Genomic DNA, 23,974 nt, shown 5'->3' on the forward strand with positions numbered 1-23,974 from the left:
AGCTGGAAGTATCCAGCCCGTTCCTCAGCGAGCTTCTTTCGCCCCTGAGGGCTCCGCACCTCACGGATCCGGAAGTCCATCGCATCCCCTGAACTGGGGTGTTGCGACAACCACTAGAACCCAAGGTTCGACTGGAGGGCCCTTCTCACGCCGGACGCCACATCGACGCCACATCGCCACCAGCGAGGCCCTTTGTCGTCACCCATTCGGGGGGTCACAACTGGCAGATCATCGGGTTAGAGTGCAGGCGAGCGGGGCCGGCGCATCTCCCCACGCGCGCCAGATGTACGCCGCTCGGAATCTGAGTGCTCGGGTGGGGAAGATCCGTCGCTCAGGCAGAAACCCCCCGGCGCGTATGTCGCCGGGGGGTTCTCTCGTACACGCTAGACCGCCCCGCCCCGGGATGGGGGCGGGGCGGCGTGGCCTGACCGAAATCAGGACCAGAACGACCGGTCCGGCGGATGTACGAACGCCTGGACCGGTCGTCCTGCTCACCCCTGATCGCGCGAGGCGCGGGGGCGAGTTCATGTGGTGGTCGACAAACTGCGCTACTCTCCGCGATCGACCAAGATCACACGGGGTAGGGTTTGGCCAACTGACTTTCGATCATGACTGCCCGAGCGTGGACAGGTGCCACGCTCCGCTCCACCCTCCGACGATGTCCTCGCTCGTCGACGACGCATCGCGGGCCGGATCAGGGCCGCACGGGAGCACCGCAACCTGACGCAGGAGCGGGTGGCGAACTCGATGGGCATGGACCGGCCGTCGTACACCCTGCTCGAACAGGGGAAGGTCTCGCCGCGGCTGGACACACTTCTACGGATCTCTGACGCGCTCGGCGTGCCACTCGCTGAGCTGGTGCGAGAGTAGAAGCTAAGCGGAACGTAAGACCTGTATTTGTGGCATGCACACACCGTACGGGCCGGGATGCCCGATGGGTAGCCCCCGCCGAACAGGGCCGCCAGCCCTACCCCCACGCTCGGAGCAGCACCGTGTCCAGAGCGGACCCACGGGGCGCGCCAATGGTCTGTGCGGAGGGCTGGTGAAACCCGCACGACGTGAGATCGTCGGCCCACTGGTACGCCTCTCCTTCCCAACGCAGCACGCTCCGAGTAGGGCCGATCGCCGAACCCTCGGGATGCCTGCCCGGCGGAAGGTGAGCGAGCAGCAACACGCCACCCTCCCGAAGGCGCCGGCGCACTGCAGGCAGAAGGACCGATGGATTGGTGAACCAGTGCGCGCCGAACACGCTGAACACGGCCTCGTACGTCTCGGCTGTCGTGTCGAGCCAGGCCACCGCGTTGGCGTGGTGCACATTGATGGCCGACCCCCACCGCGCGCTCGCAGCGTCCACCTGAACAGCGGATGCATCAACCCCCACTGCTCGGACGCCAAGCTTGGCGCAGTGCGCGAGACGGTCTCCCTGTCCGCAACCAAGGTCGAGAACCGTCTGTCCAGCGGTGATGTCGAGGAGTTCGAGCCCCGGCCCGTGACCGGCGTACGGGGTCCACGAGAACGGGGCGAGAGGGGCGTCCCGGATGGTGCGGCGGGCGTACTCGTCCCAGGCAGAGAGCATGTCGGCACTCCAGGAAGTGGGGCCCCGACGCTCCTCGGTAGGGGCGTCGGGGCGCAGTTGTGCGACTCAGCTACGAGACTGCGGCCGCATGATGAACCCGCGTGCCGGAGGTTCCTCCGGGTCCCGGGACGCCGGCAGCTGCGACTCGCGCCAGTGCTGGACCAGCTCGGCGTACCGGGGGTCCGTCCATTCCTGCTGCATGACGTGTCCTCCTATCGGCCAGCAGCGTAGCGGCGGTCAGGCGGTCAGGCAGGCTTGATCGGGGTCTCCTTCGGGTCCGAGAGGCACTGGGGGCTCGGCATCGGCTTGATGCCGCACGTCGGGCTGTGCCAGGTCGGAGCCGCGACCGTGAACGGGCTCTCCGTCGGCCCGACCCAGAGCGCCAGGTCCGGCGTGAACCCTGCGGCCCGCATCGTGTCGAGGGTGTACTCGATGACGTCCGGGCGGAAACCGCCTGTGGCCCCCGGGCGCTCGGGGTAGTGGTGGACGAAGACGCCGAGGCGCGCGCACAGCCTGGCGTACAGGTCGGTGTGGAGGATGAGGGCGTGCCACCCCTCGTCCACGACCGGCGACGGCGCGAGGCCTGCTCCGGGGTTGACAGCGCAGGTGGCCACGAAAGCGAGGGCCTCCAGAGTGATCCGGTCTGCCAGTTCCGGGGTCATGCCGGGGTTGTTGTCGAGGACGGTGGCCGTGACCCCGTCGAACTCGGTCTCCGCGAGGAGAGAGCGGGTGTCCCTGGCGGTGGTGGTCTCAGTGGTGGTAGTCATGCGGTAGTGCCTCCGTGTGTGATGGGAGGTGCTGGGAACCCGCTCCGGCTGCGGTCCTGGAAGATGGCGGCCGGGGCGGGGGCTTAGTGGGCGCCGATGACGATGGCGCCGAGGATGCCGATCACGATCAGGACGTAGAGGAGTTGGCGCGGCCACTCGTTCACCGCGCCTGCTCCTGCCGTGCCCGGCGCCGGGCGTGACGCTCGTCCTCTTCGCGGAGCAGGTCTTGAAGCGCGGACGCGAGGGTGACGGCCTTGGTCCATGGATCGGCCGCGGGGCCGAGGCGGACCGCGGCATCCCAGGCGGCGAGTGCCTGGTCCGCGCTCGGGGCGCGCTGGCCCTCGGCCCGGGAGTGGAAGAGCCGTACGCCGTGCGCGACCAGGCTGCCCGCACCAGCGAGGTACGACGCCCAGTCCGCCACGTTCGCGGGAGGCTGCTCGGCGTGCTCCAGGACGTAGGCCACGCCACGGGCGACCTGGTCCTCGCGGCTCACGCCCGCTCCAGCGTGTCGGGGGCTGCGGTGAACTCGCGGTCGTCGGCGCCGCGCACGTATGCGGTCCGGGTGTACTGCTGGCGGCCGGACACGTACCCGTGAGGTTCGCGGACCACCGCCATCAGCTCGCCCTCGCGGTCCGTACGCGGGTCCCGGACCCGCTGGTGGAGCAGCGGATGGTCGACATGCCCGAAGCCTCCGTCAGGCGTGCTCTCGCGGACTTCCATGGCGGTGCTCCCTACCGTCATCAGTGGGTGGTGAAACGAGTGTGGGAGCACGACAAGGCCCCGACTATCAGGACTTGTTGATAGTCGGGGCCAGAGATTCGCGTTGTGTTACGCGCCCAGCCAAGAGCCGTACGACAGGAACGAATCGGGCAGCTGGCGGCGCGCGGCTTCCAGGCCGGCGTACGTCTCACGGACGGTCTGGTGATACCGGGCCTGCTGCGGCGCCGTCTTCCGCGCGAGCAACAGGTTCTGGAACGACGCATCCAAGTCCCCGGTCCACATCTGCGCCCGCGCCATCTCGGCGTGGTGGTGGGACTTGCGGGACGCTGGCCAGTCCTTCGGGATGACGACGCTACGCCCTTGCTGCGCGGCCTGCCCGTACTCGTCCAGCTCGGCCAGTACGGACACGCGATGCACCCGCACGTTGGTCGGACCGAACGCGAGATAGTGCAGCTTGGGGGCCTCGCCTGTCCCGCTCGCGATGCGTTCGGCCTCTGCGAGATGGGTTTCGGCTAGGTCGCCGTCCCGGGACCTGCCCGCCATGACCGCGGCGCCGAGGTGCAGCTGGCCGGTCACGACCTCGCGCTCCTTGCCGGGCTCCGCCTGCTCAACGATACGGAGTCCAAAATCGGTCAGACGCTGTCCCGTGTGGTACTGCCCCTCCCGCAGGTAGCTCAGCGCCCGGAAGTATCGGTACATGCCACCGAGGGTGGCGCTGGAAGCGCGCTCCGCTGCCCACTCCAGGCGGGCCAGGGCGATGGCCGAGAGGTCGCCGTAGCCGAGCTTCGAGGCCACGTCGTACGCCGAGCGGTAGGTACTGGCGAGGAGCCGCCACAGCTCGTCAGAGGGAGCCGTGTGGGCGGCCGTGGTGACCTCTTGGATCAGGCTTGGCAGCTGGGTAGCAGTCTGCTTGATCTCACCCGCGCGTACGGCGATGAGGAGAGCCTCGGCATCTTCGGCGAGGAACCGGTGCGCGCGGGGAACGATGGCGGGGTCCGCACCGAGGTCGTAGACATCGAGGGCTTCCCGGATGGGCCGGATCAGGACGTCCAGCTCGTCGGCTCGCAGCTCCGTGGTGTACGGCTGCCCGGTCACCGTGGCGACCTCGACACGGAGGGCGCGCGCGACGGCCGCGATGAGGTAGGGCGACGCGGGGATGACACCCTGCTCGGTCTTGGTGAGGGTGCTGTACGGGACCTGCGTGAGGTCGGACAGGGCCCTTTGGGTGAGGTGGCGTTCGAGGCGAAGGCGCTTGATGCGCGCGCCGGTGTGGTCGTGCGGTAGAGAGTGCATACTGGCTCCCGTTCTGACTCGACACCAGAACAGTAGCTGGACACGCAGAAATCGCCCCCTCCCGCCCGTAGGCGAGAGGGGGCACTGTGCTGCTGGGGGTCAGGGGACGCCGTACCACTGGGAGGCCCAGCCGGTGGAGATGATCGAGGTGAGCTGCTGCGTCAGGCCGAGCGTGGACGGCAGGGTGGGCTGGTTGGTGAGCATGTTCGAGTACCGCAAGTCGGCCGCGACCGGGCCCTCGGGGGGCTGCTCGGTGTGCGCGAGGACGTAGGCCACGGCGCGGGCGACCTGGTCCTCGCGGCTCATGCCCGCTCCAGCGGGTCGGGGGCTGCGGTGAACTCGCGGCCGTCGGCGCCCCGGATGTATGCGGTGCGGGTGTACGTCTGACGGCCCCGTACGAGGCCAACGGCCTCTCGGAGCACGGCCATCAGCTTTCCCTCGCCCTCCGTGTGCGGGTCGCGGACCCGCTGGTGGAGGAGCGGGTGGTCGACGTGGCCGAAGCCGCCGTCGGGCACGCTCTCGCAGGCTTCCATGGCGGTGCTCCCTACCGTTGTCAGCGGGTTGTGGGACGAGCCTAGGTATCTGGCGGGCTGGCTCGAAGTGACCCCCAGTACCGGTAGTTTGGGGCCGCACGCTGGCAGAGGAGGCGCCATGGGCAGCGACCACCACTCCACCCTGACCACCAGTCAGGGAGCCACCCAACGCAGTCGTACCGGCATGGTGTCCGGCTACGTATTCCGTGTGATCCGTGAACAGCTCGACCACACCCAGGACTCACTGGCCGAAGCCTTCAGGGTGTCCACAGACACTGTCGCCGGGTGGGAGTCCGGCCGTCGCCCGCTGACCTCTCTGGCCGTGGGGCAGATGCTCGTGCACCGGCACCGCCTCATGCGCATGGGCGTAAGCCCTGCCCTGCTCCTCGCCCTGGACAAAGGGCTGGAGGCAGACGTCCTGCTGGCCAGCGCCCTCGCCGATGACGGGCCCAGTGACAGCCCACTGGGCGCGTGGGTAATGCAACGCGACCTCGTCGAAGGTGCTGGCCTGGCCGCTGAATGGCGTCACCCCAGGCCCGATGCGCGGACTCGACGCCCCGGCCCGCCCACGCCGAGGCCCTGCTCCGACCCGACCCGAATTGACGGCGGACGACCGGCGGCGGTTCTTCCGGCGGATGCGGCGCATAGCAGAGGAGGCGCGTGGCGGAGACTTCCTCCTGCGACGCCAGGCCCTCTACCTCGCTGGCTATGACGATGCGCCCGACACGTCCGGCTGGCTGAGCCAGCAGCAGCGTGCCGAGCGGCCGGGTGACTGGCTGACCCAGTGGCTGACCGCGCGCTCAGTCGCTGCTGTAGCCGCCCGGCAAGGCGACCGCGACCGCATGCAGCACTTCATCACCACCACCCTGGACGACGACGACACAGGCGAGGCCGCGAACCTGAACTACTGGGCGTACTGGATCGGCGAAAGCGCGCACGTTCAGCTATCGGACGACTTCATCGCCACCACCAGCACGCCCACCTGGCACGGACACAAGCTGCTCCAGCACCTCGTCGCCGGCCTTGTCCCCGACCGCGGGTTCTTCGATCTGAACATTCACACGCTCTGGGCCCTGCTTGCCGCGCGCCCCGGACTGCTACGCACTTCGACTGCTGGACGCGCCCTGGGGGACCGCCTTCCACTGCTGTTGGATAGCACCGAACCCTCGACGCGCGCGCGTCGGGAACTCGAAGCGATTCGGTACGCGATCCGCCTCGGTGAGGCGTGAAGGAGAACAAAGTGGCTGACGACCTGTCTGCGGTCGCCCGATTCCTCTACGAGGCAGGCACGCTCAAGAACGCCCGCCGTACGGGGTGGTGGATGGCCGGCGTCAGCCATCCCGAGAGCGTTGCCGAGCATTCGTGGCGTACCTCGCTCATCGCCTCGATCATCGCGAAACTGGAGGGCGCGGACCCCGCGCGGGCCGCCTTCCTCGCCGTCTGGCACGACACCCAGGAGGCGCGCACGGGCGACGTCAACCACCTCGGGAAGAAGTACGCGACCGGTGCCGACCCGGTGGCGGTGACGGCCGATCAGACAGCCGGGATGCCCGAGCTGCTCGCCGCAACGATCCGCGAGCTGGTGGTGGAGTACGAGGCGAAGGATTCGCCCGAGGCGCTCTGCGCGCGGGACGCCGACAAGTTGGAGTGCATGCTCCAGGGCATCGAGTACAAGGCCCAGGGGTACGAGGCCGCACAGCGGTGGATCGACAACAGCCGGGCCCGGCTCACTACCGGGACTGGGCAGCGACTCGCGGACGAGCTGCTCGGACAGGGCACGCTCGACTGGCTTCGGGCCGCCATCGGAGAGAAGGGCTGAGCCCGGACGCACGAAATCGCCCCCTCGTGACCCGAGGCGAGAGGGGGCGCTGTGCTGATGGGGGGGCAGTGGGCGCCGTACCACTGGGGGGCCATGTGGGGGTCAGGGCCCCTCGTCCGCCTCGCGCGGGTGCTGGTGCGCGCGGTGCGGGAGCTGTCACCAGGAGCGGTCGTGCAGGCGTGGTGTGCGGTTCGGGCTGAAGCGGACCAGTTTGGTCGCGGGGTCGTCCAGGGGGGCGGAGAAGCGGGCCGGCCAGGTGTGGGGGTCGGGGCCCAGGTAGCGGGCGAGTTTGCGCACGGCTCGGGGCCGGTCGAGCGCCACGACCTGGGCCGTGCCTCGGCAGGTCACCGACAGCACCTCGGCGTGGGTGAGGTCACAGGTGTCGACCACCAGCGCGACACGGGGATCGGCGGCGAGGGTCTGCTCCATGCGGGAGTAGGCCCCGGTCAGCCACCAGAAGGCGCCGTCCTCCCAGAGGAACCACACGGGGCGGACCGCGGGCCCCTGCGTGGCGACGCGGGCCACGAGGGGGCGGGCGAGGAACTCGTCGACATCCACCTGGTGTGCCTTCCGACTGGTGTGCCTTCCGACCGGATGCGAAGACCATTCGACCCGAGCTTGCCAGGGGCGGCGTCCGGGGTGGACGTCGGGGCCGGAGGTCAGACGGACCGAGCGGTCCGAAGCCGCCCGCGGCCGTCGGACGAAGGCCTACGGCCTTTCCTGGCGCGGGACTTCGGTGTGCGCGGGGGAAGTTGGCCGGGGCGTTCCCTGCGGGGGGTGGGCATGGGATGGTCGGGGGATGCTGGGGAACTTCGATGTGCTCGGGCCGGTGTTGGGGGTCGCGGGGGTGGGCGCGATCGTCGGCGGGGTCGTGCGGACGTTGCTCGATGTCGCGGACTTCGACCGGAGGCGGGACGAGGAGCGGGAGCGGCTGCGGGCTGGGGTGGAGGCGGCGGCCCAGGAGGTGCCCGAGGTCAGCGAGGAAGAGGACGAGGAGCCCAAGTACGCCGATGTCGGCGGGAGTCGGCCGCCGCCCCGGGCCGTGGCGCTACTCGGGGACAAGCGGGACGACTTCACTCCGCTCCTCGTCGAGTACTACGCCTACGGGCTCACGCAGGCGCGCAGCAGCTTCGTCACCAGCCAGCGGTTCGCCGGGTTCGGGGCGACCATTCTGCTGCTCGGGGTGGGGCTGGCGGTGTGGAAGGCGGAGAGCACCGGGGACCTGTACCTGGGGGTCGTGACCAGCTCGGTCGGGGTGGTGGTCACGCTGATCGGGCAGCTCTTCCACCGGCGGGCCGACATCGCGCTGCGGCACATGTCCGACCAGACGGCCTCGCTCCGGGACGACCGGCGGGCCGCCGAGACCACGCAGCAGGCCATCGGGCTGCTGGCGGAGGTGGCCGATCCGGTGCTCCGGGCGCGGTTGCAGGCCGGTTTGATCATGAAGTTGTCCGGGGCGGAACTGCCTCCCGCGGACGGCTAGTGCTGTGGCCGGGAAGGTGGTGCACCTTTCCGGTCACGGCACTGGCGGGTGGATAGTGGGAGGTATGTGCCGGAGTATCAAGACGTTGCGACCGCCCGCCATCCCCGAGAAGGCCACCGAGGAGGAGATCCGCGCCGCCGCGCTGCAGTACGTACGGAAGGTGTCCGGGTTCAGGGCCCCCGCCGCCCACAACCGTGAGGTCTTCGACGCGGCCGTGGCGGCCATCGCCGAGGCGACCCAGGTGCTGCTCGACGGGGTGCACGTGCGGGGCCACGAGCACCCCGCGCCCGCGGCCGCCGCGGGCTGAGTCGGGCGGCGGCCGGGACCGCGTTCTCCTCCGGCGGGACCACCGCCACCGGGCAGGCCGTGTGGAGCAGGACCGCCTTCGTGACCGACCACGGGCGGGGCGGGGCGGGGCGGGAACGGTCGCTCGCGGGGGCGGCCGGGGGCCCCGCAGGGGGTTCGTCGTGCGCCGCCGTGCTTCCGCAGGCGCCGCCCGGCCCGGGCCGCGGTTCAGGCGGCCCGGCCCGCGCCGCGGTTCAGGCCGCCGGGGCCGGGACGGGGCCCGGACGGCGGACCATGTACGCCGCCAGGCCGCCCGCCGCGAACAGCGCGATCACCGAGACGGCGGTGCCGAGCCAGGTCGCGCCGAGCCACTGGGTGCCGTAGTAGCCGAGGGACACGCTGTAGCCCGCCCAGGCCATGCCCGCCAGCAGGGACCACGGCAGGAACTCCCGCACTTCCCGGTGGCGCTTGCCCGCACCCAGTGAGACCACCGAGCGGCCCGCCGGGGCGAAGCGGGCGATCACCACGAGGGCGCCGCCGCCCCGGGCCAGCGCGACACCCAGCCGCTCCTGGGCCCGGGTGAGCCGCCGCGAACGGCCGATGGCACGGTCGAGCCAGTCCCCGCCACGGCGGCCCGCCCGGTACGCGGCCAGGTCGCCCAGCACCGAGGCGCTGATCGCGACGGCCAGCAGTGGCAGAATGTCCGGCACCCCCCGGCCCGGCATGGCCACGGGCGCCCCGGCTCCGGTGGCCGCGGCGGCGGCCGCACCGATCACCAGCACGCCGCTCGGCAGTACGGGCAGGAAGACGTCGAGGAGCACGGAAAGTGCCACTACGGCGTAGATCCACGGGCTCGCGGTCAGCAACCCCACAGTCTCAAACAAAACGGGACTCCCCAGTCCAAGTGACGTGCTTCAGCGGTGAAGCGCCGCGACGTCGCGGGGGAGCGGCAGGGGCGGCTGACAGCCATCCAGCGTACGCCGCGCACACGCACCCTGTGTCCCCAGGGCACCTCTTGTGACACCTTTTGTGTCACATCCCCCCTCAGCGACCGCCCCGCCCCATGCCACACGGCCTGTCGGATCCGCGTCAGTCCGCCGTCAGCTCGCGGTCCAGCACGGTCACCAGCCGGGCCCCGCCCCGCCGTTCCCGGTGTGCCTGGTCCAGCCGCAGGCGCGCCGTACGGCCCGCCAGGGCCAGGGTCATCAGCTGGTTGCCGAACCAGGGTCCGCCCGTACGCCGCCAGCTCAGCGGTGGTCGGCCCGTACGCCCGTGCCGGGACAGCCCCCGCCCCAGCCACCGCCCCATGGGCGACCAGCCGAGCCGGAAGCCGAGCTTCACCGCGGTGTGGATGGAGTTGTGCACCGGGGAGCAGGTCAGCTGGAAGATCCGGGCCGTGCTGGGTATGCGCGGCTCGGCCACATACGCGTGGTGCACGTCTCCAGAGAGCACGCAGACCGTCGCCGGAGCCCGCGGGCCCGTCCCCACCTGCTCGATCAGATCGCTCAGCGCCTCGAAGGACGCCGGGAAGGCCGCCCAGTGCTCCAGATCGCTGCGCCGCCGCAGGTCCTCCGCGATCCGGGCCCAGCGGGGCCCCCGCTCCCCGCGGCACAGCGCCGCGTTCCACACCTCGGCGTCATGGATCAGCGGCGGCATCAGCCAGGGCAGTGAGGAGCCGATCAGCAAGTGGTCATAGCCGCCGTGCCCCTCCAGGGCGTTGTCCCGGACCCACTGCTCCTCGGTCGGGTCGAGCATCGCCCGCCCGTCCTCGGCCAGCACCCGCGCGGCCCGCGTGTCCACCATCAGCAGCCGGGTACGGCCGAAGTCGCGGCGGTAGCTCCAGCGCACGGTGGCCGGGTCGGCGTCCGCCCCGGACGCGAAGGCGCGGAGCACCTCCGTCCCGTCCGGGCTTTCGCGGACCGCCGCGTAGAGCGGGTCGGCGGCCAGCTCGGCGGGGGAGAGATTGCCCAGGTGCTGGTGGACCCAGTACGACATCAGCGCGCTGAGGATCCGCTCCCTCCACCAGGGAGTGGCGCGCATCTCCGCGAGCCAGGCGGCGCTGGTGTTCCAGTCGTCGCACACGTCGTGGTCGTCGAATATCTGCAGGCTGGACACGGTCGACAGCAGCCAGCGGATCTCCGGGTCCAGCCAGGACTCGTAGTAGAGCCGGGTGTACTCCTCGTAGTCCGCGACCTGCGCGCCCGGCGCCTCGCGCAGGTCCCGGCGGGCCGCGAGCCACTGTCTGGTCCGCCGGGAGAGCTGGTCGGCGTAGACCTGGTCGCCCAGCAGGAGCAGCAGGTCGGGCCGCTCCGCGCCGGGATCGGCGGCGAGGTGGGCGGCGAGGGTGTCGAGCGCGTCCGCGCCGTGCGGACCGTGGCGACCGGCGGGCGGGGCCGCCTGACGGCAGGACCCGAAGGTGACCCGCAGGTCAGGGCCGGCCCCCGGCCCCGGGCGGCCGCGGCCCGGTACGGCCGGGGTGCTGATGGTGCTCGCGGGGAATCCGCTGTCGGGCCGCGGCCACACCAGTACGCCGTCCAGGAGCACCTCGTACGCGGTGGTGCTCCCCGGGGTCAGGCCGGTCACCGGCACCAGCGCGTAGTGGTGACCGGCGATCTGGAACGTGGACGCGCTACCGCTCGCACCGTCGGCGCAGCGCACCTCGGCCGTGGCCGGGCGGTCGGCCTCGACCCACACGGTCGCCGTGGTGCCCGTGTCCCAGTCGACGTACCGCAGCAGCGGTCCCAGACGCAATCCGGCCATGCAACTCCCCCTCCTCCATGTCCCCTTGAATCAAGGTACGGCGTGCAGGGGGGAGGGCGGTTCCCCCTGGCGGGGGAGATCCATTCCCCTGTGCGGGGGAGATCCGCGCAGGGGTCCGGGAAGGCGTCCGGGCAGGGCTCCGGGCAGGGCTCCGGCCGGGGCTCAGGCCGAGGGTCCGGGTGGGGCGGCGGTCGGGTCAGCAGCCGCTGAGGACGTTCCCCAGGGCGGTCTTCTCGGCGGAGTCGATGCTCAGGCCCCAGTACTGCTTGACGTTGACCCACATGCGGACGTAGGTGCACCGGTATGCGGTCCGCGAGGGCAGCCAGGCGGCCGGGTCCTTGTCGCCCTTGGCCTGGTTGACGTTGTCGGTCACGGCGATGAGCTGGGGGCGGGTCAGGTCGTTGGCGAACTGCTGGCGCTTGGCGGTGGTCCACGAACTGGCCCCGGAACGCCAGGCCTCGGCGAGCGGCACCATGTGGTCGATGTCCAGGTCGGACGCGGCGGTCCAGGTGGCGCCGTCGTACTCGGAGTACCAGCTTCCGCTGACGGCGGCGCAGGCGGAGTCCTGGACCACGTTGACGCCGTCGCGCTTCAGGACGACCTCGCGGGTGTTGCAGGCCCCGGACTGGGTGATCCAGTGGGGGAACAGGTCGCGGCTGTAGCCGCTGGAGGAACCTTCCGCCTTGGGAGTCACCGTGGCCAGGTACGCGCGGGCTGCCGCCGCGCTGATGGGCGCGGGCGGGGCGGCCTGAGCGGTCGGAGCGCTCACGAGGGCGGCGACGGATGCGAGGGCGGCGGCTGAGGCGAGCATGCCAATGCGACGCGCGTAGACGGCGGGCGTGAAGGGCATGGGGGGCTCCCTTGAGGCGGGGGTGTGGCCGTACGGCCCCGGCGGGGCCCGGCCATGCTTGCGGCGCCGGGTGTCGCGGGGATGGGCGCCAGGTGACAGCGTGGCGACATGGGCACGTCACATCAAGGTGCTCAACCACCCTAGTGAAAAAGGAGGTTGGGGTTCCGGGAGGGGGTGTGAGGGTGTGGCGGGGGCGCGGAGGAGACGCGTGTCAGGGGTGGCGCCCGGGCGTGGAGACGGGCGCGCCGAGGGTCGTGCCGGGGCGGGGGCGGATGCCCGGGACCAAGGACCCATTTCGGACGGCTGCGGGCGTCGCGTATTCTCTGTGGTGCAGAAGGGGAGTAGCTCTTCGCCGGAACGTCGACATACTGCTGGGTCACCCCAGCCGGCGCCCGGAGGCAGGCCGCGTCAGCGGTCGGCCAGCGAGACCTTCGGCCGCAGTGTCCTGTTTGCAGACAGGGCGCCGCCGTGCCGAAGCGACCCCTGAATCACCCAGGTCTCTCGGTTCCGAAGGCGTCCTGCCCGACCGATTGAGGTTTCACCCCGTGATCAGCTTCAGCATTCTGGCGATCGCGTTCGGCGTCGTCTTCCTCGCCGAACTCCCTGACAAAACGGCCCTCGCCGGACTGATGCTCGGTACGCGTTATCGCGCGTCCTACGTCTTCGTGGGCGTCGCCGCCGCCTTCGCGGTGCACGTGGCTCTCGCCATCGCCGCGGCCAGCGTCCTGACGCTGCTGCCGCACCGTCTCGTACAGGCGGTCGTCGGCGTCCTGTTCCTCGCGGGCGCGGCGATGCTGCTCCTGAAGAAGAGCGAGGACGAGGAAGAGGTCAAGGAGCCGGCCGACCAGTCCTTCTGGAAGGTGTCCGGGGCCGGCTTCATGCTGATCCTGGTGGCCGAGTTCGGTGACCTGACGCAGATCATGACCGCCAACCTGGCCGCGCGGTACGACGACCCGCTCTCCGTCGGCATCGGCGCCGTCCTGGCGCTGTGGGCGGTCGCGGGGATCGGCATCCTGGGCGGGCGCACGCTGATGAAGTACATCCCGCTGCGGCTGATCACGAAGGTCGCGGCGTGCGTGATGGCTGCGCTGGCCGTGTTCTCGCTGTACGAGGCGATCGCGGGCTGACGTTGCCCGTTCGCTCCCGGAGGGGCGGGGTGGGGGCGCCGTCCCCAGGGACCCGGCTCCGGGGGGCGGGGCGGGGCCGTTCGGCGTCCCGCGCCCTTCCCGGGAGGGGCATTCGATCGCGTCCCGGCTGGGGGACGAGGGCGGCCGGGCCCGGCCGCCTGGCGCGGGCCCGGGGGGCCCGGCCGGGGGCGCTAACCGGCCCCGGGGACCGGCTTTCGGGCGGGGCGGGAGCGGTTGCCCCCGCCCACGGTCCCGGGGACCGTTCGCCGGGCTGCGCTCTCCGTGGAGGGGGGTGGCCGAACTCGTCCCGGCTGCGGGGCGCGGGGCCGGGGGGCCGGTGTCGGGCCGGTGGGTCTACCCGGGCCCACGGGGAGGGCCTCGGGCTAGGGGGTGGGGAGGGTGAGGCGGATGGTGCCCGCGGGGGTCTGGGTGATGTGGAGTGCGGTCAGGTCCTCGACGTGGGCCGTGGGGGCGTGGGACGCCGCGCGGGGGCCTACGCCGATGACGCGCATGCCTGCGGCGCGGGCCGCCGCGATGCCCGCCTCGGAGTCTTCGAGGACGATGCAGTCCGCCGGGTCCACGCCCAGCGCGGCGGCGCCCTTGAGGAAGCCTTCCGGGTGCGGCTTGCTGGCCGTGACGGACTCGGCCGTCACCCGGATCCGGGGCATCGGGAGGCCCGCGGCGCTCATCCGGGCCGTGGCGAGCTTCGCGTCGGCGGAGGTGACCAGTGCGTGCGGGAGGTCGGCGATGGCCGCCATGAACTCCGGGGCGCCGCCGACCGGGACCACGCCGTCGGTGTCGGCGGTCTCCCGCGCGAGCATCAGCGTGTTCTCGGCGTAGTTCTCCGCCATGGGGCGCTCCGGGAGCAGGATCGCCATCGTCGCGTAGCCCTGGCGGCCGTGGACGACCTTGATGGTCTCCCGCGGGTCCAGGCCGTGCGTCACCGCCCACTCGCGCCAGCAGCGCTCGACCACCGCGTCGGAGTTGACGATGGTGCCGTCCATGTCCAGCAGCAGGGCTTCGGCGGTGAGGACGACGGTGGTGGTGGTGCTGGCCGGCATCAGGGGTCTCCAGACAGGGCGCGGCGGCGGTTTCCCGTGGTGGGGAAAGAAAACAAGTGGCCCCGCCCACCGGTCAGGGTTTCGCAGGCGGAGCCACTTTGTTTCTCCATGATACAAAACCGCGACCCCTTGGGCCAGTGCAGTGACCAAGCTCTCCCCGTCGGCTCCCGACAGGACGTAACCGGACTCACCACTGAGGATGGATGTGTCCTACCGGTCGGTCCCCCGAGGAGGAGCCGATGGCTCAGGAAGTGACCACGTCGGCCGTGGACCCCGCCCCCGGCCCGGGCCCGGGCAGCGAACACGCCTCACGCGAAGTTCTCGTATCCATCGGCGCGCTGCTGCTCGGCCTGCTGATCGCCGCGCTCGACCAGACGATCGTGTCCACGGCCCTGCCGACGATCGTCAGCGACCTCGGCGGCATGGAACACCTGTCCTGGGTCGTCACGGCCTACATGCTCGCGTCCACCGCCGCCACGCCCCTCTGGGGCAAGCTCGGCGACCAGTACGGGCGGAAGAAGCTCTTCCAGGCGGCCATCGTGCTATTCCTGATCGGCTCCGCGCTCTGTGGGCTGGCCCAGAACATGCCGCAGCTCATCGGCTTCCGCGCGCTCCAGGGCCTCGGCGGCGGCGGTCTGATGGTGCTGTCGATGGCGATCGTGGGCGACATCGTCCCGCCCCGCGAACGCGGCAAGTACCAGGGGCTCTTCGGCGCCGTCTTCGGAGCCACCAGTGTCCTGGGCCCGCTGCTGGGCGGGCTGTTCGTGGACCACCTGTCCTGGCGCTGGGTCTTCTACATCAACCTCCCCATCGGCCTGGTCGCCCTCGTGGTGATCGCGGCGGCCCTCCGCATCCCCTCGCGGTCCTCCAAGCACACCATCGACTACCTCGGCACCTTCCTGATCGCCTCCGTCGCGACCTGCCTGGTGCTCGTCGCCTCGCTCGGCGGCAACTGGGGCTGGGGCTCGGGCCGGACCATCGGCCTCGCCGTGCTCGGCGCGGTGCTGCTCGTCGCGTTCCTGGCCGTCGAGCGCCGCGCCGCCGAACCCGTCCTGCCGCTCGGGCTGTTCCGGATCCGGACCTTCACGCTCTGCTCGCTGATCAGCTTCATCGTCGGCTTCGCGATGTTCGGCGCGATGGTCTACCTGCCGACCTTCCTCCAGGTCGTCCAAGGCGTCAGTCCCACCATGTCCGGCGTGCACATGCTGCCCATGGTGCTCGGCCTGCTCATCTCCTCCACCGCCTCCGGCCAGATCGTCAGCCGCACGGGGCGCTGGAAGGTCTTCCCCATCGCCGGAACCGCCGTCACCGCCGTCGGCCTGCTCCTCCTGCACCAGCTGCACCGCACCAGCTCCACCTGGGAGATGAGCGTCTACTTCTTCGTCTTCGGCGCGGGACTCGGCCTGGTCATGCAGGTGCTGGTGCTCGTCGTGCAGAACTCCGTCAGCTACGCCGACCTCGGCGTCGCCACCTCCGGTGCCACCTTCTTCCGCTCGATCGGAGCCTCCTTCGGCGTCGCCATCTTCGGCACGATCTTCACCAACCGGCTCGACGAGAAGCTCGTCTCCGCCCTCACCGCCGTCCCGCTGCCGCCCGGGACGGCGGCCGCGCTGAAGGCCGACCCCCGGGCCATCGGCAGACTGCCCGACACGCTGCGGCCCCGGGTCCTGGACGCCTACGCGGCCTCCATCACGGACGTCTTCCTCTACGCCGTCCCCGTCGTCCTCCTCGCCTTCGTCGTCGCCTGGTTCCTCAAGGAGGACAAGCTGCGCGGCTCGGTGACCGCCCCCGACGTCACCGAGACCCTGGCCTCCAACCCCGTCGAGCGCTCCTCGCACGACGAGATCGCCCGGGCGCTGACGGTCCTCGGTACGAGGGAGGGCCGACGGCACGTCTACGAGAAGATCACCGAGAAGGCGGGCTTCGACCTGCTCCCCGCCGCCAGCTGGATGCTGCTGCGGATGAACAAGTACGGCTCGGTGGAGCCGGCGATGCTCGCGGAGCGCACCGCCGTACCGATCAAGGCGATCACCGAGGCCGCCCGCCAGATCGAGGAGCGGGGGCTCGGGGTCAGGGACGGGTCGCCGCTGCTCCTGACCGGGACGGGGCGCGCGGCGGCCCTCAGGCTGGCCGACGCGCGCGAGGAATCGCTGGCCGAGCTGCTCGGCGACTGGTGGGGCCCGGACCGGCCCACCGACCTGATCAAGCTGGTCGGCCAGATCAACTCCGAGCTGTGCGGTTCCGACGCGGAGGAGCCGTACGAGACCTCCCCGCGCCGCGATCACGAAGCGCACCGCGCGCCCGGACCCTAGGCCTCTCCCGCCCGGCCGCAGCCCGGGACCCGCCCGCAGCCCGGCCGCCCCGCTCGCAGCCCGGGCGGCGCCCGGGTCCCGGGGGGCGGCCTCAGCGCAGGGGCTTGGCGAACCAGTGCTCGGCGTACGGGCTGTCGTTGTACGCGGGTATCTCGTCGTACCCGTGCTTGGCATAGAGCGTGCGTGCCTCCACCAGGTCGGACCGGGTGTCCAGGACCACCCGCTCGGCGCCGAGCGCGCGCGCCGTGTCCTCCAGGGCCGCGATCACCGCCGCGCCGCCGCCCGTGCCCCGGGTGCGCGGATCGACGTACACCCTCGTCAGCTCGGCGCTCTCCGGGGTCAGCAGCCGCAGGCCGCCGCAGGCCAGGGGTTCGCCGTCGAGTCGGCCGACCAGGAACTCTCCCGTCGGCGCGACGAGGTCGTCGTCCGGGAAGTCCACGATCAGGGCCTCGTCGATCTCGGCCTGCGTCATCGTGCGGTCGTAGTACCGCCCGGCGAGTTCCGCGTAGTAGGCGCGGCGCAGGACGACCGAGGCCGGGTCCGTGTACGGCTCCGGGACCACCGACCACCTGGCGCTCGCGCGCCCCCCACCGCGCACCCCACCGCGACCCGCACCGAGACCGCCCCTGCTCTTCATGCTCTCCATGCCGTCATTCTGGCGGCTGCGCCCCGCCCGCCGCGTGGAATATCCACAGCACCGGGACGATGATGGGAAGAACGGATTTTCTCCCGCATTTCCTCCCGTATCGAAGGGTGTGAGCGGCATGTCGGAGCACCCCGACTGCGCCCTGGTCCGCCGCGGCTACGAGGCCTTCGGCAAGGGCGACATGGAGACACTGGCCACACTGATGACGGCCGACGTCATCCACCACGTCCCCGGCAGCAGCCCGCTCTCCGGGCACCACAAGGGACGGGAAGCCGTCCTCGACCTCTACCGCCGACTCGGCAGCGAGACGAACGGCACCCTGCGCGTCGACCTCGACGCGGTGTTCGCCGACGGCCGGGGCCACGTGATGGCGGTCCACCACTCACGCGGCGACCGCGGCGACCGCGGGATCGAGATGCGCGGGGGGCTCTTCTTCACCCTCATCGGCAACAAGATCACCGACATCGACGAGTGCGTGGCGGACATCGACGAGATGGACGCCTTCTGGCGCTGAGCCCTCGCTGGCCCCCCGCGCAGGCCTCGTACGCCGCCCCGCCCCGGCCCCGCCCCGAACACGCCCCCCCGGGCCCGGGCCAGCCCCCCACCCGGGCCCCGGCCCCCTCAGCCCTGCTTCGGCGCCGTCTGCTGCACGACCTCGAAGGACCACACCTGGGACGCCGAAGCCGCCGGCTTCGGCCGCTCCCCGCCGCCCTGCGCCCCGCCCTGGTGCGCCGCCTTCATCGGCCCCTCCATCCACGCCTGGAAGTCGGCCTCCGAACGCCAGCGCGTGTACACGAGGTACTGGTCCGTGCCCTCGACGGGACGCAGCAGCTCGAACCACTCGAACCCGTCCGAGCTCTCCACGGACCCCGCCCGCGCGGCGAACCGCTGCTCCAGAACGCTCCGCTGCTCCGCGGGCACGGACAGTGCGTTGATCTTCACGATGCTCATGCCCGCCATCCTAGGTATCCCATGCGGGATATCGTCGTCCCGGGTAATTCATCGCGGCAGCCAGGCGAAGTCAGGGTTGCAGTCAACAAGGGTGGGAGGCCGGCGAGGCGTGGCCAACGCGGCGGAGCACAGCGGTGTCAACGGACATGCCGGAGTCATAGGCGGTGGTGGCAGCGGCAGCAGGCTTGGCGCCGCACGCCTCCTCCTGTGGGCACTGGCGGGCCTTCTGGCCGTGAGACAGGCGTCCGCCGTCCTGCGCGTGCCACCCGGTGAGTGGCTCACCGGCTTCTACCTGCCCGGCCTGCCCGGCTCGCTCTACGACGCCGGGCAGTTCACCGGCACCCCCTTCGCGGGACTGGTGCTCAAGCCGCTGGTCGGATTCGCCGACCAGTCGCTGGAAGTGGCCTGGACCTGCGTGACCCTGCTGTTCGTCGCCGCCATCGGGCTGGTGGCCGCGCGGGGCCTGCCCGATCCGGTGCCCCGGCGCACCGTGCTGCTGGCCGCGCCCGTGCTGGTCGCCCTGATGATGGTCTCGCTGCCCGTCCGGGAGGCCGCCTCCCCGGGCCAGACCGCCGTCCTGCCGGTCCTGCTGGTGCTCCTCGCCTTCTTCCGGGTACCGGGTGAGCGCCCCGCGGGCTTCCTGATGGGCCTCGCCGCGGCCCTCCAGCCCGGCCTGCTGCTCTTCGCGCCGCTGCTCTGGCTCACCGGCCGCCGCCCCACCGCGAGCACCGCCGTGACCACCTTCGCCTCCTGCACACTGCTGTCCTGGGCCGCGCTGCCGCACGACTCCTGGACGTACTGGGTGCACCACCTGGCCGGTACCGGCCTCGGCGGCAGCCCCGACGGGCTCGCCAACCAGTCCCTGCACGGCGCCCTGCTGCGCCTCGGGCTGTCCGGGCCCGCCGAGATCGTGCTGTACGTCGCCCTCGCCGCCGGGATCGCCTGGCTCGGCATGCGCCGCGCGGCCCGTTACGCCCGCGACGGCCAGCTGCTGCTCGCCGTCGCGATCACCGGGTGCGTGGCCGTCGCCGTATCGCCCACCGGCTGGCGCCACCAGCTGCTGTGGGTGCTGCTCGCCGTGGCGGGCAAGGTCGGCAAGCGGGCCGCCGACCGGCCCGTGTGGCCGGTGGCGGTGGTCCTCGCCATGACCCTGCCGAGCACGATGCTGCTGCCGAACATGGCGGTCCTGGCACCGGTACGGGACAACGTCCTGCTCCTGGCCGCCCTCGCCGCCGCCTGCGCGGTGCCGTTCCTGCCGCGCAGTTCGCCGTACTGGCGCGAGCCCGTGCCCACCGACTACGGGCGCCCCGCGGCCGCCCGCTGGTCGCGGATCCCGCTCATGCCGTTCTGGCGGCGCGTCCTGTCCCGGCCCAACCTGCTGCTGGAGCTCCTGCTGATACGGGTCGGCTACTCGCTGTACTCGTACATCCGGGCCGCCGCGCCCACCAGCCGCTCGCTCGCCGAGGGCAACGGCAGCCAGATCCTCTCCGTCGAGCAGGCCCTGGGCATCGACATCGAGCACGCCGTGAACCACGCGGTGGTCAGCGTCCGCTGGCTGGAGGCGTTCTTCAACTTCTACTACACGTCCTTCCACTTCGTGGTCCCGCTGACCATCCTGGCCGTCCTGTACTGGCGCCGTCCCGCCGACTACCGCTGGGCCCGCGCCTCGCTGGGCCTGGCGACCGTCCTCGCGCTCGTCGGCTTCTGGCTCTTCCCGCTGGCGCCGCCGCGGCTCATGCCCGGCCTCGGGTTCATCGATACCGTGCACGGCGTACAGGACCTGGCGCACCCGCAGTACGGGGCCATGACCGCGATCTCCAACCAGTACGCGGCGATGCCGTCGCTGCACTTCGGCTGGTCGCTGTGGTGCGGGATCGTGATCGTCACCCTGGCGCCCAAGGGGTGGCAGAAGCTGCTCGGGGTGCTGCACCCGCTGATCACGGTCTGCGCGATCGTCGCCACCGCCAACCACTGGGTGCTCGACGCGGTCGGCGGCGCGGCCGTCGTCAGCGCCGGGTTCGGGCTCGTCTACGCGCTCTCGGGTCCCCGCGGCGCCGTCCGCGCGCCCGGACGGGCTGCGCCCGGCGCCGTGCCCGGACCCCGGCTCCCGGAGCGGCTCACCGAGGGGCACGCCATGAAGGACCCGGCGGGCCGGGCCTGAGCCCTCGACGCCGCCGCCCCGCCACCCCATCGGGGCGGCGGGGCGGCGGCGTCGAGGGAGGACGGCGGCGCGGCTCGTGGCTCGCGCGGAGAGGTGACGGCAGGGACCGGGGCGTGGGGGTGGGGTCCCTGCCGTCCAGCCGGATCAGCCGTGGCTCACCCGGAGTTCCTTGATCCCGTTCAGCCAGGCGGCGCGCAGCCGCCGCGGCTGCGGTCCCGTCAGCCGCAGGTCCGGCAGCGCGTCGGCCAGCGCGTTGAAGATCAGGTCGATCTCCATGATGGCCAGGGACTTGCCGAGGCAGAAGTGCGGTCCGCCGCCGCCGAAGCCCAGGTGCGGGTTCGGGTCGCGGGTGATGTCGAAGACGTCCGGGTTCTCGAAGACCTCGGGGTCGTGGTTGGCGGAGGAGTAGAACATCCCCACCCGGTCGCCCGCCTTGATCTTCTGGCCGCCCAGCTCGGTGTCCTGGGTGGCGGTGCGCTGGAAGGACACCACGGGGGTGGCCCAGCGCACGATCTCCTCGGCCGCCGTCGAGGGCCGGGTCGCCTTGTACAGCTCCCACTGCTCGGGGTGGGTGAGGAAGGCGTGCATGCCGTGGCTGATCGCGTTGCGCGTGGTCTCGTTCCCCGCGACCGCGAGCAGCAGCACGAAGAAGCCGAACTCGTCCGAGCCCAGGTTGCCCTGGCCCTCGGCGGCGACGAGCTGGGTGACGATGTCCTTGGCCGGGCACTCCTTGCGCTCGGCGGCGAGGTTCATCGCGTAACCGATGAGCTCCATGGCCGCGTTGGCGCCGACCTCCTCCGTGATCGCGTACTCCGGGTCGTCGTAGGCGACCATCTTGTTCGACCAGTCGAAGATCCGGGAACGGTCCTCCTGCGGTACGCCGATCAGCTCGGCGATGGCCTGGAGCGGCAGTTCGCAGGCGACCTCGGTGACGAAGTCGAAGCTCCCGTCCGCGGCGTTCCCGGCCGCGGTCGCCGCCGCTTCTTCGGCGATCTTGACGGCCCGGTCGCGCAGGGCCCGCTCCAGGCCGCGGATGGCCCGCGGGGTGAAGCCGCGCTGCACGATCTGGCGGACGCGGGTGTGTTCCGGCGGATCCATGTTCAGCATGATCAGGCGCTGGGCATCGATCTGTTCGCGCTGGATGTGTTCGTTGAAGCGGATGATCGCGGTGTTGGTGGTGGAGGAGAAGAGTTCCGGGTGCGTGGACACGTACTTGACGTCCGCGTGCCGGGTGACGACCCAGTAGCCCTCGTCGTCGAAGCCGGTGATGCCCCTGGTCTGCGGGCACCACCACACCGGCGCGGTCTGCCGAAGCTGCGCGAACTCCGGGTGCGGGACGCGGAGTTGGAGCAGATCGGGGTCGGTGGCATCGAAGCCGTCGGGCAGTGCGGGGCAGGACATTCGGCAACTCCAAAGTCTGACGGCTCATCAGAAGTTGGCTCGAAGGTAGTAACGAGTTCTAGAAGTGACAAGGGGAGGCGCGGCAACTGTTGCGTGTGGAATCCGTGCAAGCCGTGTGCAAGACCCTTGCGTGCGGGGCCCATAGGTCATAAAACTGCCAGAGAACTAGAACGCGTACTAGTTCAGGCGCGCCGCCGGGACGGCCCGCCGCTGTGAAGGGGAGAGGACGAGCTCATGGCCGCGGAACCCGTCATCGTCGAAGCCGTACGCACGCCCATCGGCAAGCGGGGTGGTTCGCTCGCCAACCTCCATCCCGCCTACCTGCTCGGTGAGACCTACCGCGAGCTGCTCGCCCGTACGGGGATCCAGCCCGACTGCGTCGAGCAGATCGTCGGCGGCACCGTCACGCACGCCGGGGAGCAGTCGATGAACCCCGCCCGCAACGCCTGGCTCGCCATGGGCCTGCCGTACGAGACCGCCGCGACCACCGTGGACTGTCAGTGCGGCAGCTCCCAGCAGGCCAACCACATGGTCGCCAACATGATCTCCGGCGGTGTCATGGACATCGGCATCGCCTGCGGGGTCGAGGCGATGAGCCGGGTACCGCTCGGCTCCGGATCCAAGCACGGACCGGGCAAGCCCTTCCCGGACGAGTGGAACGTCGACCTGCCCAACCAGTTCGAGGCCGCCGAGCGGATCGCCCGCCACCGCGGCCTGACCCGCGAGGACGTCGACCGCCTCGGCGTCCTCTCCCAGGAGCGGGCCGCCACCGCCTGGGCCGAGGAACGCTTCAAGCGCGAGACCTTCGCCGTCCAGGTGCCCACCACCGAGGCCGAACAGGCCGCCGGGCAGGGCATGTGGCGGCTGGTCGACCGGGACGAGGGCCTGCGCGACACCAGCATGGAGGCGCTGGCCCGGCTCAAGTCGGTCATGCCCACCGCCGTGCACACCGCCGGGAACTCCTCCCAGATATCCGACGGCGCCTGCGCCGTGATGTGGGCCTCGCGCAAGATGGCCCGCGCGCTCAAGCTGAAACCGCGCGCCCGGATCGTGGCGCAGACCCTGGTCGGCTCGGACCCGCACTACCACCTGGACGGGCCGATCGACGCGACCCGGGCGGTCCTCGGCAAGGCCGGGATGTCCCTCAAGGACATCGACCTCGTCGAGATCAACGAGGCCTTCGCGTCCGTGGTGCTCAGCTGGGGCCAGGTCTTCGAGCAGGACATGGAGAAGGTCAACGTCAACGGCGGGGCGATCGCGCTCGGCCACCCGGTCGGGGCCACCGGCGCCCGGCTGATCACCACCGCGCTGCACGAGCTGGAACGACGCGACAAGGAGTTCGCGCTGATCACGATGTGCGCGGGCGGCGCGCTCGCCACCGGCACGATCATCCAGCGCCTCTGAGCCCCGTGGGCCCCGTGCCCCGTGGGATGGGAAACAGAAGGCCCCGGCGGGCGGACCTGGGGAGGTCGGCCGTCGGGGCCTTCGTACTGCTACTGCTGGTGCTGCGGCTCTAGCCGGTGGCGAGCTCGCGGCTTAGTACCAGTGGTTGGCGGACCAGAACTTCCAGGCGCCGACCGGGCTGCCGTAGCGGGAGTTCATGTAGTCCAGGCCCCACTTGATCTGGGTGGCCGGGTTGGTCTTCCAGTCCGAGCCCGCCGACGCCATCTTCGAGGCGGGCAGGGCCTGGACCAGGCCGTAGGCACCGGAGGAGGCGTTGGTGGCCGTGTGGTTCCAGCCGCTCTCACGGGAGACGATCTTGGCGAAGGCGTCGTACTGGGCCGGGTCCTTGATCATCTGTCGCGCGATGGACTTGGCGTCCATCGGGGCCGCCTGGGCGGGAACCGTGGCGAGCATGGAACCGGCCACACCCAGGGCGAGCACGGTACCGGCGAAGGTCTTCTTGGAGGCGGCGATGCGGCGGATGACGGCGTTGGACACGGAAAGCCTTCCGTAGGGAGCAGGGACGGTCGCCGCATGCCGAAGACATGCGTGAGCCACTCACGCGGTGGAGAGGGGTTCGTCTGCGGGGGGTGAAGCACCCCGGCCGCTTGGCGACATTCACCAGTTAGCCAGGCCGCCGAGGGTCTGGCAACGACCCCTCTTACTAGTTGAGGTCGCAGCCGGGGCTGAATGACCCCGTCCGAGGACGTCGGCATCCGTACAGGTGGGGGCCGGTTTGAGGGGGTATATATGGAACATTTAAGGACCACTATCCCGGGTCGTATG

At 71.1% G+C, this 23,974-nt stretch carries 26 protein-coding genes and 1 pseudogene; 10 read left to right on the top strand and 17 right to left on the bottom strand.

The annotated features are described in order from the left end of the window. The first annotated feature begins 630 nt into the window (after nucleotides 1–630). A complete protein-coding gene (locus QMF80_RS34590; RefSeq protein ID WP_283460794.1) occupies nucleotides 631–870 on the top strand; it encodes a helix-turn-helix domain-containing protein in 240 nt (79 codons plus the stop codon). Between the two features lie 97 nt (nucleotides 871–967). On the opposite strand, the gene QMF80_RS34595 is transcribed toward QMF80_RS34590, so the two are convergent. From QMF80_RS34595 to QMF80_RS34630, 8 genes are all read right to left on the bottom strand, one after another. Continuing rightward, complete coding sequence (locus tag QMF80_RS34595; protein WP_283460796.1) at nucleotides 968–1,576, bottom strand: class I SAM-dependent methyltransferase; 609 nt, start codon at nucleotides 1,574–1,576, stop codon at nucleotides 968–970. Between the two features lie 66 nt (nucleotides 1,577–1,642). After that, nucleotides 1,643–1,777, bottom strand: coding sequence for a hypothetical protein (locus QMF80_RS34600; protein WP_283460798.1), 135 nt, complete (start codon nucleotides 1,775–1,777; stop codon nucleotides 1,643–1,645). A 44-nt stretch (nucleotides 1,778–1,821) separates the two neighbouring features. Next, nucleotides 1,822–2,343 (bottom strand): glycine-rich domain-containing protein, encoded by a 522-nt coding sequence (locus tag QMF80_RS34605; RefSeq protein ID WP_283460799.1) that lies wholly within the window; start codon nucleotides 2,341–2,343, stop codon nucleotides 1,822–1,824. A gap of 160 nt (nucleotides 2,344–2,503) precedes the next feature. After that, the gene (locus tag QMF80_RS34610; RefSeq protein WP_283460801.1) at nucleotides 2,504–2,836 is read right to left on the bottom strand and encodes a hypothetical protein; all 333 of its coding nucleotides are present in this window, start codon (nucleotides 2,834–2,836) and stop codon (nucleotides 2,504–2,506) included. Then, nucleotides 2,833–3,084: a hypothetical protein gene (locus QMF80_RS34615; protein ID WP_283460803.1), complete on the bottom strand. Its 252-nt coding sequence runs from the start codon at nucleotides 3,082–3,084 to the stop codon at nucleotides 2,833–2,835. Before QMF80_RS34615 ends, QMF80_RS34610 begins: the two co-directional genes overlap by 4 nt. An 87-nt stretch (nucleotides 3,085–3,171) precedes the next feature. Further along, on the bottom strand, nucleotides 3,172–4,356 hold the full coding sequence (locus QMF80_RS34620; RefSeq protein WP_283460806.1) for a helix-turn-helix domain-containing protein: 1,185 nt from the start codon (nucleotides 4,354–4,356) through the stop codon (nucleotides 3,172–3,174). Nucleotides 4,357–4,455: 99 nt separating this feature from the next. Beyond that, nucleotides 4,456–4,662 (bottom strand): hypothetical protein, encoded by a 207-nt coding sequence (locus tag QMF80_RS34625; protein ID WP_283460808.1) that lies wholly within the window; start codon nucleotides 4,660–4,662, stop codon nucleotides 4,456–4,458. Continuing rightward, on the bottom strand, nucleotides 4,659–4,889 hold the full coding sequence (locus tag QMF80_RS34630) for a hypothetical protein (RefSeq protein WP_283460810.1): 231 nt from the start codon (nucleotides 4,887–4,889) through the stop codon (nucleotides 4,659–4,661). Before QMF80_RS34630 ends, QMF80_RS34625 begins: the two co-directional genes overlap by 4 nt. A gap of 118 nt (nucleotides 4,890–5,007) precedes the next feature. Between QMF80_RS34630 and QMF80_RS34635 the strand changes: the two are divergent. Further along, a pseudogene (locus QMF80_RS34635) lies at nucleotides 5,008–6,118 on the top strand (helix-turn-helix domain-containing protein). Nucleotides 6,119–6,129: 11 nt separating this feature from the next. Next, nucleotides 6,130–6,708, top strand: coding sequence for an HD domain-containing protein (locus tag QMF80_RS34640; protein ID WP_283460811.1), 579 nt, complete (start codon nucleotides 6,130–6,132; stop codon nucleotides 6,706–6,708). Between the two features lie 156 nt (nucleotides 6,709–6,864). Here QMF80_RS34640 and QMF80_RS34645 read toward each other — a convergent pair whose 3' ends face one another. After that, nucleotides 6,865–7,266, bottom strand: coding sequence for a pyridoxamine 5'-phosphate oxidase family protein (locus tag QMF80_RS34645; protein WP_283460813.1), 402 nt, complete (start codon nucleotides 7,264–7,266; stop codon nucleotides 6,865–6,867). A gap of 241 nt (nucleotides 7,267–7,507) precedes the next feature. On the opposite strand from QMF80_RS34645, the gene QMF80_RS34650 reads away from it, so the two are divergent. Continuing rightward, nucleotides 7,508–8,191, top strand: coding sequence for a TRADD-N-associated membrane domain-containing protein (locus tag QMF80_RS34650; protein WP_283460815.1), 684 nt, complete (start codon nucleotides 7,508–7,510; stop codon nucleotides 8,189–8,191). A gap of 64 nt (nucleotides 8,192–8,255) precedes the next feature. Continuing rightward, nucleotides 8,256–8,498, top strand: a complete 243-nt coding sequence (locus QMF80_RS34655; protein ID WP_283460817.1) for a DUF2277 domain-containing protein — start codon at nucleotides 8,256–8,258, stop codon at nucleotides 8,496–8,498. A gap of 232 nt (nucleotides 8,499–8,730) precedes the next feature. Here the strand turns inward: QMF80_RS34655 and QMF80_RS34660 are convergent, their stop codons facing one another. The 3 genes from QMF80_RS34660 to QMF80_RS34670 all read right to left on the bottom strand — a co-directional run bounded on the left by QMF80_RS34660 (nucleotide 8,731) and on the right by QMF80_RS34670 (nucleotide 12,086). Then, nucleotides 8,731–9,360, bottom strand: a complete 630-nt coding sequence (locus tag QMF80_RS34660) for a DedA family protein (protein ID WP_283460819.1) — start codon at nucleotides 9,358–9,360, stop codon at nucleotides 8,731–8,733. 205 nt (nucleotides 9,361–9,565) lie between these two features. Further along, entirely contained in the window at nucleotides 9,566–11,236 is a 1,671-nt protein-coding gene (locus tag QMF80_RS34665) for an alkaline phosphatase D family protein (RefSeq protein WP_283460821.1), read from the bottom strand. A 196-nt stretch (nucleotides 11,237–11,432) separates the two neighbouring features. Next, the gene (locus QMF80_RS34670) at nucleotides 11,433–12,086 is read right to left on the bottom strand and encodes an HNH endonuclease family protein (protein ID WP_283460823.1); all 654 of its coding nucleotides are present in this window, start codon (nucleotides 12,084–12,086) and stop codon (nucleotides 11,433–11,435) included. A gap of 545 nt (nucleotides 12,087–12,631) precedes the next feature. Here QMF80_RS34670 and QMF80_RS34675 point away from each other — a divergent pair. After that, nucleotides 12,632–13,213, top strand: a complete 582-nt coding sequence (locus QMF80_RS34675) for a TMEM165/GDT1 family protein (protein ID WP_283460825.1) — start codon at nucleotides 12,632–12,634, stop codon at nucleotides 13,211–13,213. A gap of 383 nt (nucleotides 13,214–13,596) precedes the next feature. Here QMF80_RS34675 and QMF80_RS34680 read toward each other — a convergent pair whose 3' ends face one another. Then, entirely contained in the window at nucleotides 13,597–14,274 is a 678-nt protein-coding gene (locus QMF80_RS34680; protein ID WP_283460827.1) for an HAD-IA family hydrolase, read from the bottom strand. Between the two features lie 239 nt (nucleotides 14,275–14,513). On the opposite strand from QMF80_RS34680, the gene QMF80_RS34685 reads away from it, so the two are divergent. Further along, nucleotides 14,514–16,586 (top strand): MDR family MFS transporter, encoded by a 2,073-nt coding sequence (locus QMF80_RS34685; RefSeq protein ID WP_283460829.1) that lies wholly within the window; start codon nucleotides 14,514–14,516, stop codon nucleotides 16,584–16,586. 91 nt (nucleotides 16,587–16,677) lie between these two features. On the opposite strand, the gene QMF80_RS34690 is transcribed toward QMF80_RS34685, so the two are convergent. Beyond that, nucleotides 16,678–17,223 carry a GNAT family N-acetyltransferase gene (locus QMF80_RS34690; protein WP_283460855.1) on the bottom strand — a complete coding sequence of 182 codons (546 nt, stop codon included), beginning with the start codon at nucleotides 17,221–17,223 and terminating at the stop codon, nucleotides 16,678–16,680. Between the two features lie 127 nt (nucleotides 17,224–17,350). Here QMF80_RS34690 and QMF80_RS34695 point away from each other — a divergent pair, with 127 nt between their 5' ends. Continuing rightward, nucleotides 17,351–17,746, top strand: coding sequence for a nuclear transport factor 2 family protein (locus tag QMF80_RS34695; protein ID WP_283460830.1), 396 nt, complete (start codon nucleotides 17,351–17,353; stop codon nucleotides 17,744–17,746). A 107-nt stretch (nucleotides 17,747–17,853) separates the two neighbouring features. Here the strand turns inward: QMF80_RS34695 and QMF80_RS34700 are convergent, their stop codons facing one another. Next, nucleotides 17,854–18,183: an antibiotic biosynthesis monooxygenase family protein gene (locus QMF80_RS34700; protein ID WP_283460833.1), complete on the bottom strand. Its 330-nt coding sequence runs from the start codon at nucleotides 18,181–18,183 to the stop codon at nucleotides 17,854–17,856. Between the two features lie 109 nt (nucleotides 18,184–18,292). Between QMF80_RS34700 and QMF80_RS34705 the strand changes: the two genes are divergently transcribed. Continuing rightward, the gene (locus QMF80_RS34705; RefSeq protein ID WP_283460835.1) at nucleotides 18,293–20,344 is read left to right on the top strand and encodes a bifunctional glycosyltransferase 87/phosphatase PAP2 family protein; all 2,052 of its coding nucleotides are present in this window, start codon (nucleotides 18,293–18,295) and stop codon (nucleotides 20,342–20,344) included. A gap of 144 nt (nucleotides 20,345–20,488) precedes the next feature. Here QMF80_RS34705 and QMF80_RS34710 read toward each other — a convergent pair whose 3' ends face one another. Next, nucleotides 20,489–21,745 carry a cytochrome P450 gene (locus tag QMF80_RS34710; RefSeq protein ID WP_283460837.1) on the bottom strand — a complete coding sequence of 419 codons (1,257 nt, stop codon included), beginning with the start codon at nucleotides 21,743–21,745 and terminating at the stop codon, nucleotides 20,489–20,491. 234 nt (nucleotides 21,746–21,979) lie between these two features. Here QMF80_RS34710 and QMF80_RS34715 point away from each other — a divergent pair, with 234 nt between their 5' ends. Next, nucleotides 21,980–23,149 (top strand): steroid 3-ketoacyl-CoA thiolase, encoded by a 1,170-nt coding sequence (locus QMF80_RS34715; protein WP_283460839.1) that lies wholly within the window; start codon nucleotides 21,980–21,982, stop codon nucleotides 23,147–23,149. A 132-nt stretch (nucleotides 23,150–23,281) separates the two neighbouring features. On the opposite strand, the gene QMF80_RS34720 is transcribed toward QMF80_RS34715, so the two are convergent. Further along, complete coding sequence (locus QMF80_RS34720) at nucleotides 23,282–23,686, bottom strand: aggregation-promoting factor C-terminal-like domain-containing protein (RefSeq protein WP_283460841.1); 405 nt, start codon at nucleotides 23,684–23,686, stop codon at nucleotides 23,282–23,284. Nucleotides 23,687–23,974 lie beyond the last annotated feature (288 nt).

This window comes from Streptomyces sp. G-G2 (assembly GCF_030063135.1).
Taxonomy (GTDB): Bacteria; Actinomycetota; Actinomycetes; order Streptomycetales; family Streptomycetaceae; genus Streptomyces.

Excerpts from the sequence above, each read along its gene's own strand:
- QMF80_RS34595 (WP_283460796.1), bottom strand. The coding sequence starts at position 1,576 with ATGCTCTCTGCCTGGGACGAGTACGCCCGCCGCACCATCCGGGACGCC.
- QMF80_RS34600 (WP_283460798.1), bottom strand. The coding sequence starts at position 1,777 with ATGCAGCAGGAATGGACGGACCCCCGGTACGCCGAGCTGGTCCAGCAC.
- QMF80_RS34605 (WP_283460799.1), bottom strand. The coding sequence starts at position 2,343 with ATGACTACCACCACTGAGACCACCACCGCCAGGGACACCCGCTCTCTC.
- QMF80_RS34615 (WP_283460803.1), bottom strand. The coding sequence starts at position 3,084 with ATGACGGTAGGGAGCACCGCCATGGAAGTCCGCGAGAGCACGCCTGAC.
- QMF80_RS34620 (WP_283460806.1), bottom strand. The coding sequence starts at position 4,356 with ATGCACTCTCTACCGCACGACCACACCGGCGCGCGCATCAAGCGCCTT.
- QMF80_RS34625 (WP_283460808.1), bottom strand. The coding sequence starts at position 4,662 with ATGAGCCGCGAGGACCAGGTCGCCCGCGCCGTGGCCTACGTCCTCGCG.
- QMF80_RS34630 (WP_283460810.1), bottom strand. The coding sequence starts at position 4,889 with ATGGAAGCCTGCGAGAGCGTGCCCGACGGCGGCTTCGGCCACGTCGAC.
- QMF80_RS34650 (WP_283460815.1), top strand. The coding sequence starts at position 7,508 with ATGCTGGGGAACTTCGATGTGCTCGGGCCGGTGTTGGGGGTCGCGGGG.
- QMF80_RS34655 (WP_283460817.1), top strand. The coding sequence starts at position 8,256 with ATGTGCCGGAGTATCAAGACGTTGCGACCGCCCGCCATCCCCGAGAAG.
- QMF80_RS34665 (WP_283460821.1), bottom strand. The coding sequence starts at position 11,236 with ATGGCCGGATTGCGTCTGGGACCGCTGCTGCGGTACGTCGACTGGGAC.
- QMF80_RS34670 (WP_283460823.1), bottom strand. The coding sequence starts at position 12,086 with ATGCCCTTCACGCCCGCCGTCTACGCGCGTCGCATTGGCATGCTCGCC.
- QMF80_RS34680 (WP_283460827.1), bottom strand. The coding sequence starts at position 14,274 with ATGCCGGCCAGCACCACCACCACCGTCGTCCTCACCGCCGAAGCCCTG.
- QMF80_RS34685 (WP_283460829.1), top strand. The coding sequence starts at position 14,514 with ATGGCTCAGGAAGTGACCACGTCGGCCGTGGACCCCGCCCCCGGCCCG.
- QMF80_RS34690 (WP_283460855.1), bottom strand. The coding sequence starts at position 17,223 with ATGAAGAGCAGGGGCGGTCTCGGTGCGGGTCGCGGTGGGGTGCGCGGT.
- QMF80_RS34695 (WP_283460830.1), top strand. The coding sequence starts at position 17,351 with ATGTCGGAGCACCCCGACTGCGCCCTGGTCCGCCGCGGCTACGAGGCC.
- QMF80_RS34700 (WP_283460833.1), bottom strand. The coding sequence starts at position 18,183 with ATGAGCATCGTGAAGATCAACGCACTGTCCGTGCCCGCGGAGCAGCGG.
- QMF80_RS34710 (WP_283460837.1), bottom strand. The coding sequence starts at position 21,745 with ATGTCCTGCCCCGCACTGCCCGACGGCTTCGATGCCACCGACCCCGAT.
- QMF80_RS34715 (WP_283460839.1), top strand. The coding sequence starts at position 21,980 with ATGGCCGCGGAACCCGTCATCGTCGAAGCCGTACGCACGCCCATCGGC.